The following is an 8,850-nucleotide window of genomic DNA, read 5'->3' as shown; positions in this document are numbered from 1 at the left end:
CGAAATAGCCCGACGGACGATGTCATTCTGCCGGGAAAGACAAAACCCCTTGGTTTCCCAAGGGGTTTTGATGGTGGAGCCAAGCGGGATCGAACCGCTGACCTCTACAATGCCATTGTAGCGCTCTCCCAACTGAGCTATGGCCCCAATTTAGTTGTGCCCTGGTGGGACGATCAGCGTTGGTCTTGAGTGGGCTGACCTCAGGGGTGTGTGCGGCGGGAACTTAAAGGCGCGGTTGCGAATGCGCAAGGGTAAAATGACGCGTGTATGACATTTTACGACTGATTATTCACCGCATCCGCCCCCGCTTGTCACACCGCATCCGACACCGCGCCACCATGACGTTGTTTTGGATGCGTTGGACATGCAGCTGTGATGCCAAGGGTTGGCTGAATTACAGGTCTTCGCCCTTGCCATCAACTTTGCGAATGACGCCGCTCACGTCGTCGTCGTCATCCAAATCAGACGTGTCTTCGATGAGATCATCGTCGTCGTCTTCATCATCAAGATCGTCGTCGACGTCCAAATCCAGATCAATGTCCAGATCATCATCATCATCGTCGTCACCCGGCAGGATGGACTTTTTGATAACGGGTTTGGGTGCGGGCTCGGCCACAAGCTCAAGTTTGGCTTTGGGCTTAGGTTTTCCGACCTCAACGACCGTTGCGCACTTGGGGCAAACGGGCGGTGTTTTGCCAAGATCGAAAAACCGCGTTTCGCAGTTTGGGCACTCTTGTTTCTGACCTAGGTTTGGCTTGGCCACTGGGCAGTCTCCGAACTTTTCTTAACGATGTTAATAACTCATTCGCAATTGCCACGTTCCGCGGGTTCTGTCAAAAGGAAAAATATGCTAGAGAGCGCAGAGTTGGCTGTTTCCATTCCCATTAAAGGCTGAAACCATTGTCCTCCTTGACATCCCACCGTTGTGGCCCGCTTTTGGGGCGCGTGCGCGTTCCCGGCGATAAATCCATTTCTCACCGTGCTTTGATGCTGGGTGCCGTCGCCTTGGGCGAAACGCGAATCAGCGGATTGCTGGAAGGCGAAGACGTTTTGTGCACGGCGGCGGCGATGCGCGCCATGGGCGCCCAAGTCGAACGCTTAAGCGAGGGCGAATGGGTGGTGAACGGTCTCGGCGTCGGCGGCTTGCTTCAGCCCCACAGTGCGCTCGACATGGGCAATTCGGGCACTGCGGCCCGGTTGCTGATGGGCTTGGTGGCGGGCCAAGGCCTCAAAGCCACCTTTGTGGGCGACGCGTCCTTGTCGTCTCGACCCATGAACCGGGTGATCGATCCGTTGTCACAGGTGGGGGCGGTGTTTGAAGCCAGTGAAGGCGGACGCATGCCGCTTACCATTACGGGGGCCCAAGACCCCATGCCCATCACCTACGAACTGCCGATGGCGTCGGCCCAGGTGAAGTCGGCGGTGCTGTTGGCGGGTTTGAATGCGCCCGGACAAACGGTCGTGATTGAACCCAAGCCGACCCGCGATCACAGCGAAAAAATGCTCACCCACTTTGGCGCAAAAGTCGAAGTGGAAGAACTGGACGGGGGCGCACGGCGCATCACCTTGCACGGTCGACCGGAGTTGCGAGGCCGTGACGTGATCGTGCCGGCGGATATTTCCTCTGCCGCATTTGTTTTGGTTGGGGCCGCCATCGTAGAAGGTTCCGACATCACCGTCACCCACGTGGGCCTCAATCCGCTCCGCGCGGGTGTGGTGGAAACTTTAAAAGACTTTGGCGCGGACATTAAAATCATCGATCAGCGCATCGAGGCCGGTGAAATCGTCGGCGACGTGCGGATTCGCTATCAGGCGCTCAAGGGCTGCACCGTTCCGGCCAGTCGGGCACCGGCGCAAATCGATGAATACCCGGTGTTGTTCGCCGCCGCCGCGTGTGCAGAGGGCGAAAGCCGCTTTGAAGGCTTGGAAGAATTGCGGGTCAAAGAAAGCGATCGTCTCAGCGTCATGGTCGAAGGTCTGACGGCGTGCGGCGTGGAGGTTGAAGAAGGGGACGATTGGTTGGTTGTCAAAGGCGTTGGTGGTACGGGTCAGCGGGTGCCGGGTGGCGCCGAAGTGGCTTCGCATCTGGATCACCGCATCGCCATGTCCTTTTTGGTGTTGGGCATGGCGGCGCAGTATCCCATCAAGGTCGACGACGTCGGCCCCATCGACACCAGCTTTCCGGGTTTTCAGGTTTTGATGGAAAGCCTGGGCGCAACATTGGTTGAAGAATAAGGAAGCAACATGAGCATCGTCATCGCCATCGACGGCCCCGCCGCAGCGGGCAAGGGCACTTTGGGTCTGCGTCTGGAACAGCACTTTAAGCTGGCGAAGCTCGATACCGGGCTGTTGTACCGGGCGACCGGCTTTAAAGTGTTGAGCCAAGGCGGCGACCCCGAAGATCCAGCCCAAGCGGAAGCCGCAGCCCGGGCCTTAGACCCGGCTGAATTGAATAATCCCGAACTGCGCACCGATGAATCGGCGCAAGCCGCTTCCAAGGTTTCCGCGATCCCCGGCGTGCGCGCGGCGTTGCTGGACTTTCAGCGCAATTTCGCCCAAAACCCGCCAAAATTGGCCGATGGCAGTGCGGCCCAAGGCGCCATCTTGGACGGTCGCGACATCGGCACCACGGTGTGTCCCGACGCCGAAGTGAAGCTGTTTGTCACCGCAAGTACGGAAATCCGCGCAAAACGGCGCTTTAAAGAGTTGCGTGATCGCGGTCTTGAAGCTATATATGCGCGCGTTCTCGACGACATGAAGGAACGTGATGCGCGCGATACGTCGCGAAGTGCATCACCGTTGGTGGCGGCAGCCGATGCGCTGCAGCTCGATACCAGCGATATGGACGCCGACCAAGCTTTTGCTGCGGCGCTCGACTTTATTGCGGCGAAGAACCTCTTCTGAAAAACGAAACTGTGTTTCGGAAGTGTGTTAAGCCCCGCATCTCGCAACAGAGATGCGGATTTTTGGATTTGATGAAAGACCGTTGGAACCAACCAGCAGGCCAGAAAGCGTAAAAAAAAGGAAGATTTAACTGATGACCACTGAAAATTTTGCGGACCTTCTCGAAGAGTCCTTTGCCCTAAATTCCATGCTCGAAGGCAGCGTCGTCACCGGCACCGTGCTGCGTGTAGACGGCGATGCCGTTCTCGTTGACGTCGGCATGAAGTCCGAAGGCCGTATTCCGTTGAAGGAATTCGGCGTCGGTGCCGATGCCCAGGTCGTTACTCTGGGCGACCGGATTGACGTCTTTATCGAACGCTACGAAGACCGTGACGGCATGATCCGCTTGAGCCGTGAAAAAGCGCGCCGCGAAGAAGCCTGGATCCAGTTGGAAAAGCTGTTCGAAAAGCAAGAACGCGTGACTGGCACCATCTTTGGCCGCGTCAAAGGCGGCTTTATCGTCGATCTGAACGGCGCCGTGGCGTTCTTGCCCGGTTCCCAGGTTGACATTCGCCCGGTTCGCGACGTTACCCCGTTGATGAACATGCCGCAGCCGTTCCAGATCTTGAAGATGGACCGTTCGCGCAACAACATCGTGGTTTCGCGCCGCGCCGTGTTGGAAGAAACCCGCGCCGAGGCTCGTTCCGAACTCATCGGTCAGCTGAAAGAAGGCGATGTGCTCGAAGGGATGGTTAAAAACATCACCGATTACGGCGCATTTGTGGATTTGGGCGGCGTCGACGGTCTGTTGCACGTCACCGACATCGCGTGGAAGCGCATCAACCATCCGTCCGAAGCGTTGCAGGTTGGCGAAACCGTTAAGGTTCAGGTCATCCGTTTCAACGCCGAAACGCAGCGCATTTCGCTGGGCATGAAGCAGCTTGAGTCTGACCCTTGGGAAGGCGTTGGCGCCAAATACCCGGTCGGCGAGAAGCTCAAAGGTCGCGTCACCAACATCACCGACTACGGCGCATTCGTCGAATTGGAAGCCGGTGTCGAAGGTTTGGTGCACGTTTCCGAAATGTCTTGGACCAAGAAAAACGTCCATCCGGGCAAAATCGTTTCCACCTCTCAGGAAGTGGAAGTCATGGTTCTGGACGTCGATCCCGACAAACGTCGTATTTCGCTTGGCCTCAAGCAGTGTGGCGACAACCCTTGGGACAGCTTCCTCACCACCCACGCGGCGGGCACCGAAGTCGAAGGCGAGATCAAGAACATCACCGAATTCGGTCTGTTCATCGGTCTCACCGAAGAAATCGACGGCATGGTTCACCTGTCCGATCTCAGCTGGGATCAGTCCGGCGAAGACGCCATCAAAGCCTTCAAGAAGGGCGACATGGTCAAGGCCAAAGTGCTCGACGTGGACGTGGCCAAAGAACGCATCTCCCTGGGCATCAAACAGCTCACCAAAGATCCGTTTGAAGAAGGCATGGCCGGTCTCAAGCGTGGCACCGTTGTCACCTGCACGATCACAGCCATCACCGAAGGCGGCATTGAAGTCACCGCCGGTGACGGCGTACCGGGCTTCATCCGCAAGGCTGAACTGAGCCGTGAACGTTCCGAACAGCGTCCTGACCGCTTCGCCGTTGGCGAAAAGGTTGACGCGAAGATCATGCAGATCGACGCCAACAGCCGCAAGCTGTCGCTTTCCGTCAAGGCCCTCGAGGTCCAGGAAGAAAAGCAGGCGATGAACGACTACGGTTCGTCCAACTCGGGCGCATCCTTGGGCGACATCCTGGGCGCTGCATTGCAAGAAAAGAAAGCGTCTACCGACGACTAAGTTTTTTTGCGACGAACACAATCAAAACGCCCCCGGCCAGAAATGGTCGGGGGCGTTTTTTTGCGTTTTGAGGGCCTGCTTCTCGCAAGGCAGCCAAAAAAAGAAATTCTGGTGCATTTTCAGCGAGGCTTGTCGGGGGCTTGTGATAGACTGCGCCCGAATGAGTTCCGTTTGAAACGAGTTGAGTGGGCCCACCATGTCTTTGGATACCGATAAATTGATCGAACGCCGTCGTCAGCGCCGCAGTGCCTTGCTGTGGAAGGTGATGGCGACATTGAGCCTGACCGCTTTGATTGCGGTGTTGGTGATGCGCACCGTCGCCCCGGATAATGGCTTGGCTGGTGGGCAATTGTTTGATGGTGCGCACATCGCGCGCGTGCAAATTTCGGGCATTATCCTGGAAGACCGCTTTCGCGATAAAATGCTCAAAGAGCTTAAAGACGACGACAAGGTCAAAGCCGTTCTGATTGAAATCAACAGCCCCGGCGGCACGGTGGTGGGGGGCGAAAACCTCTATCTGGGTCTTAAGGATCTCGCCAGCAAAAAACCCGTGGTGGCGGTGATGGGCTCGACCGCCACGTCGGCGGCGTATATGACCGCCATCGGTGCGGACCGCATTTTTGCCCGCAACGGCACGTTGACCGGGTCGATCGGGGTGATTTTGCAGACCGCCGATTTGACCGAGCTGATGGACAAAATTGGCATGAAGCCCGTCACCATCAAAAGTGGCGAGCTGAAAGCCCAACCCAATCCCCTGGAAAGCCTTTCGCCCGCGGCCCGCAAGCACATGCAAGACGTGGTCATGGACATGTATGACCTGTTCGTGGGTATGGTGGCGGAAAGGCGCAACATGGACGTGGATGCTGTTAAAAAGCTGGCCGATGGGCGTGTGTTTACCGGCCAAAAGGCCTTGGACGCGGGCTTGATTGACGCCATCGGCGGCGAAGCGGAAGCCATTCTTTGGCTGGAAACGGAAAAAAGTTTGGAAGCCGATTTGCGCGTGGTGGATGAAAAACCCGACTATCCGCGCCCCGATGTCGTCGAAAGGGTCTTTGGGGCAGTTGGAAAAGCGCTGGTTTCAGAACGACTTACCCTTGACGGACTGCTCGCAGTTTGGCAACCTGAACTGTAGGTGTCGACCCGCAGGCTTTGGGACGAGCAATCGTGTTCGGATTCAAGGACTGGTCTGAGTTTTTTTGGGGGGCGACAATCCCCGGTTTGCTTGGACTTTTGCCGTTTTGGGGAGGTCCGACATGAGGTGTAAACATGACAAAATCTGAATTGATCCAACGACTGTCAGAGGCCAACCCACATCTGTATTTGCGCGATGTGGAACGCATCGTTACCACCATCTTTGATGAAATCACGGATGCGTTGGCCCAGGGCGATCGGGTTGAGCTGCGCGGCTTCGGCGCTTTTTCGGTAAAAGAGCGGGGCTCGCGGACCGGGCGTAACCCGCGCACGGGTGACGCGGTTGACGTTCCGTCCAAGTTCATTCCGTATTTTAAAACGGGCAAGCAGCTGCGCGAAAAACTGAACGCAGGCTGAGTTGCCTCGGCGGTCCTGAAATAACCTCAGACGGGAGCAAGCCTTTGCGGCGTTTCATCTCGTGGCTGATTATGATTCCCGCTGCGGTGGCGGTGGTTGTCTTCGCCTTGAACAACAAAGACCCCATAACCCTCAACCTGTGGCCGTTCGCCTTGGTGGTGGAACAAGAGCTGTATCTGGTGTTGACCGCCGTGCTTGGAGTTGGCGTGCTGTTGGGCGGCGTGGTGTCGTGGTCCGGCGGTGGGCATATGCGCGCCAGCTTGCGCAAACAAGCCTATGAAGGCGAAGTCGCGCGGCGACAATTGCAGGCGGAACACGAAGAAAACCTCAAACTGCGCGCTGAGGTGAAGGCCATGAAGTCGGTTATGGAACACGGTTCTCAACAGTCGTCCGATGACGACGGCAAAACCATAGAGCACGCGCCCTCGTCTGCTGCTCCAGGGGGCTCAGCAGGCCAACTGATAAAATCGCAAAACGTCTCTTAAAAAAACGTCACTTCAATTTGCCACCGAAATGGTGTGCGCCTTCGCACGGTGAGAACAAACATGGTTGGAATAGAACATCCCCGGCAACGTATTTTTGTTGCACTGGACATGACCGATCTTGGACGTGCAGTTGAATTGGCTCACGGCCTCAAGGGGGCCGTCGGCGGGGTTAAGCTGGGCAAAGAATTTTTCACCGCCCACGGGCCAGACGGCGTGCACCGGGTCACCGAATGCGGCATGCCGTTGTTCCTGGATCTCAAATTTCACGACATTCCCAACACCGTGGCCGGCGCCATTCGCGCTTCGTTGGCGTTGAATCCGTTTATCGTCAACGTGCACGCAGGCGGCGGGCGGCGCATGATGTGGGCGGCTGCCGAGGCCGCCAATCAGGCCCCGGCGGAAACGCGCCCCAACGTCATCGGCGTGACGGTTCTGACCAGCATGGCGCGCGAAGACTTGGCCGAAGTCGGCGTCGATGAAGACCCGTTGGAACAGGTCTTGCGCCTGGGCCGCTTGGCAAAATCCAGCGGTCTCGACGGGGTGGTGTGTTCGGCCAAGGAAGTGGTCGCCCTGCGCGGCTCGGTCGGGCGCGATTTCTTGCTGGTGGTGCCGGGCATCCGCCCCACCTGGGCCAGCACAGACGACCAACGCCGCGTCGTCACCCCCAAAGACGCCGTCGATTTGGGCGCCGACTACCTGGTCATCGGCCGCCCCATCACCGCCCACAATCACCCCCTAGAAGCCGCCCGCTTGATCGCCGAAGAACTTTCCTAATGGCGGAGCCTCAACCGAGCATTGGTGCGCTTGCGGTTGCAAAAACAACCTATCGTCTTATTTGGCGCATGGTGATCCCGGCACTGGTGTTGATGGCGGTGCCGTTTGTTGTGTCGCTGGCGGCGGCGTATGGCGGTCAGAAAATAGGTTTGTTGTTGCATTTGCCGCTTAGCCTTATTGCGTACCTCGCCAATGTCGTCTTTATTGCAGCGCTGCTTCGTCATGTTTTGCTGAACGCACCGGCATCGGTGCGCGCTTTGAAGATTGGTCGGACCGAACTGCATATACTGGCCGTAGGTGTCATTGCAGTGCTGTTTCTGTTGTGCCTTCGATACATCCATCTGAACGTGCTCATTGTTGTGCTGACGTCGTTTACGGCCGTTTTCGTCATGTTATTAGGCTCAAAATTGGGATGGTTTGTTTTTATGGGTGGCTATTTGCTTGTCTTCCTATATTTTATCCTGCGCTTTGGGACGACTTTGCCTTTGATTGTGCAACATGGCACCAAATTCACCACCGCCATGGTCCAGGCTTGGTCCATGACCCGCGGGCGGGTGGGGAGCCTTTTTTGGGCGTTCGTGCTGGTGATGGTGCCCGTCGGAGTAATCAACGTCTTTGGCGTGCGCTTTGTGGGCGGTCATCTTCCCCTACAGCCCGATCTTATCCGCGTGTTTGTCAGTGTGGTTCAGGCGTATATTGTCATGACAGCCTTGACGATTTTCTCAGCAGTGGTATTCCAGGGGCTACACCAACCCGCCAAACCCGTCAGGACCCCATGACCGAGCACACGCCAGAGTCTCAAGAGCCGTTTCGCAGTCTTTCATATCAAGCTATGCAAACCTTGTGGCAGGCGTTTCCGGTGCTGGTGCGCTTGGCGGTGCTGCCGTTTGCGTTGTCGGTGGGGGCGGTCATTTTGGCGCGTTTGGTGGGACCGCCGGCACGCTATGGATTTGATGTGTTGCACGGCCTGTTTTTGCTGTCTTACATCACCTCGGTTTCCCGGGTGAGCGAAAGTCAGGCGTCGGGTCACGTGGTGACAGGACCCAGCCTTTGGGGCTGGGCCGTGCCGCAACCGATTTGGCCGGGGGTGCGCCCGCTTTTGGGGCTGTTGGGGGAAGCGCTGTTGCTGATCATTCCGGGCATCGTTTTGCTGTTTATCGCCACCATGGTAGTCAGCGCCGCCTTGTCCTCCATTGACAGTCTGGTGCTGGAGGTGGTGGGGATCCTTTTGCCGGAATTTATCCTCAACACGTTGTTGGGCTTGGTGCTGGGCGCGGGTGTGGCTAAAATCTTGGCTGAGCGCAACGCGGCATAGGAAAG

Annotated in this window: 10 protein-coding genes and 1 tRNA gene; 9 read left to right on the top strand and 2 right to left on the bottom strand. The window is 57.2% G+C overall.

All coding sequences use genetic code 11. The features are described 5' to 3' along the window. Positions 1 to 71 precede the first annotated feature (71 nt). Together BEN30_RS02870 and BEN30_RS02865 are read right to left on the bottom strand one after the other, a co-directional pair. Positions 72 to 147 (bottom strand) — tRNA-Ala (locus tag BEN30_RS02870). 247 nt (positions 148 to 394) lie between these two features. Next, entirely contained in the window at positions 395 to 763 is a 369-nt protein-coding gene (locus BEN30_RS02865) for an FYDLN acid domain-containing protein (RefSeq protein WP_069956809.1), read from the bottom strand. Between the two features lie 128 nt (positions 764 to 891). Between BEN30_RS02865 and aroA the strand changes: the two genes are divergently transcribed. The 9 genes from aroA to BEN30_RS02820 all read left to right on the top strand — a co-directional run bounded on the left by aroA (position 892) and on the right by BEN30_RS02820 (position 8,845). Beyond that, entirely contained in the window at positions 892 to 2,235 is a 1,344-nt protein-coding gene (gene aroA / locus BEN30_RS02860; RefSeq protein ID WP_069956808.1) for a 3-phosphoshikimate 1-carboxyvinyltransferase, read from the top strand. 9 nt (positions 2,236 to 2,244) lie between these two features. Continuing rightward, complete coding sequence (gene cmk, locus BEN30_RS02855) at positions 2,245 to 2,904, top strand: (d)CMP kinase (RefSeq protein ID WP_069956807.1); 660 nt, start codon at positions 2,245 to 2,247, stop codon at positions 2,902 to 2,904. A gap of 133 nt (positions 2,905 to 3,037) precedes the next feature. Continuing rightward, the gene (rpsA, locus tag BEN30_RS02850; protein ID WP_069956806.1) at positions 3,038 to 4,723 is read left to right on the top strand and encodes a 30S ribosomal protein S1; all 1,686 of its coding nucleotides are present in this window, start codon (positions 3,038 to 3,040) and stop codon (positions 4,721 to 4,723) included. Positions 4,724 to 4,919: 196 nt separating this feature from the next. Further along, positions 4,920 to 5,855, top strand: a complete 936-nt coding sequence (gene sppA / locus BEN30_RS02845) for a signal peptide peptidase SppA (RefSeq protein WP_069956805.1) — start codon at positions 4,920 to 4,922, stop codon at positions 5,853 to 5,855. Between the two features lie 134 nt (positions 5,856 to 5,989). After that, positions 5,990 to 6,271: an integration host factor subunit beta gene (ihfB, locus tag BEN30_RS02840; RefSeq protein ID WP_069956804.1), complete on the top strand. Its 282-nt coding sequence runs from the start codon at positions 5,990 to 5,992 to the stop codon at positions 6,269 to 6,271. Positions 6,272 to 6,315: 44 nt separating this feature from the next. After that, the gene (locus BEN30_RS02835) at positions 6,316 to 6,756 is read left to right on the top strand and encodes a lipopolysaccharide assembly protein LapA domain-containing protein (protein ID WP_139134808.1); all 441 of its coding nucleotides are present in this window, start codon (positions 6,316 to 6,318) and stop codon (positions 6,754 to 6,756) included. Positions 6,757 to 6,816: 60 nt separating this feature from the next. Further along, on the top strand, positions 6,817 to 7,530 hold the full coding sequence (pyrF, locus tag BEN30_RS02830) for an orotidine-5'-phosphate decarboxylase (RefSeq protein ID WP_069956802.1): 714 nt from the start codon (positions 6,817 to 6,819) through the stop codon (positions 7,528 to 7,530). Beyond that, positions 7,530 to 8,309, top strand: coding sequence for a glycerophosphoryl diester phosphodiesterase membrane domain-containing protein (locus BEN30_RS02825; RefSeq protein WP_069956801.1), 780 nt, complete (start codon positions 7,530 to 7,532; stop codon positions 8,307 to 8,309). The genes pyrF and BEN30_RS02825 overlap by 1 nt, the downstream gene beginning before the upstream one ends. After that, a complete protein-coding gene (locus BEN30_RS02820) occupies positions 8,306 to 8,845 on the top strand; it encodes a hypothetical protein (protein WP_139134807.1) in 540 nt (179 codons plus the stop codon). The genes BEN30_RS02825 and BEN30_RS02820 overlap by 4 nt, the downstream gene beginning before the upstream one ends. Positions 8,846 to 8,850 lie beyond the last annotated feature (5 nt).

Origin of the sequence: Magnetovibrio blakemorei (genome assembly GCF_001746755.1) — a bacterium.
Lineage (GTDB): Bacteria > Pseudomonadota > Alphaproteobacteria > Rhodospirillales > Magnetovibrionaceae > Magnetovibrio > Magnetovibrio blakemorei.
The sequence above is the reverse complement of the archived record's forward strand: the minus strand, read 5'-3'. Positions and strand labels throughout refer to the sequence as shown.

Excerpts from the sequence above, each read along its gene's own strand:
- cmk (WP_069956807.1), top strand. The coding sequence starts at position 2,245 with ATGAGCATCGTCATCGCCATCGACGGCCCCGCCGCAGCGGGCAAGGGC.
- rpsA (WP_069956806.1), top strand. The coding sequence starts at position 3,038 with ATGACCACTGAAAATTTTGCGGACCTTCTCGAAGAGTCCTTTGCCCTA.
- sppA (WP_069956805.1), top strand. The coding sequence starts at position 4,920 with ATGTCTTTGGATACCGATAAATTGATCGAACGCCGTCGTCAGCGCCGC.
- ihfB (WP_069956804.1), top strand. The coding sequence starts at position 5,990 with ATGACAAAATCTGAATTGATCCAACGACTGTCAGAGGCCAACCCACAT.
- pyrF (WP_069956802.1), top strand. The coding sequence starts at position 6,817 with ATGGTTGGAATAGAACATCCCCGGCAACGTATTTTTGTTGCACTGGAC.
- BEN30_RS02825 (WP_069956801.1), top strand. The coding sequence starts at position 7,530 with ATGGCGGAGCCTCAACCGAGCATTGGTGCGCTTGCGGTTGCAAAAACA.
- BEN30_RS02820 (WP_139134807.1), top strand. The coding sequence starts at position 8,306 with ATGACCGAGCACACGCCAGAGTCTCAAGAGCCGTTTCGCAGTCTTTCA.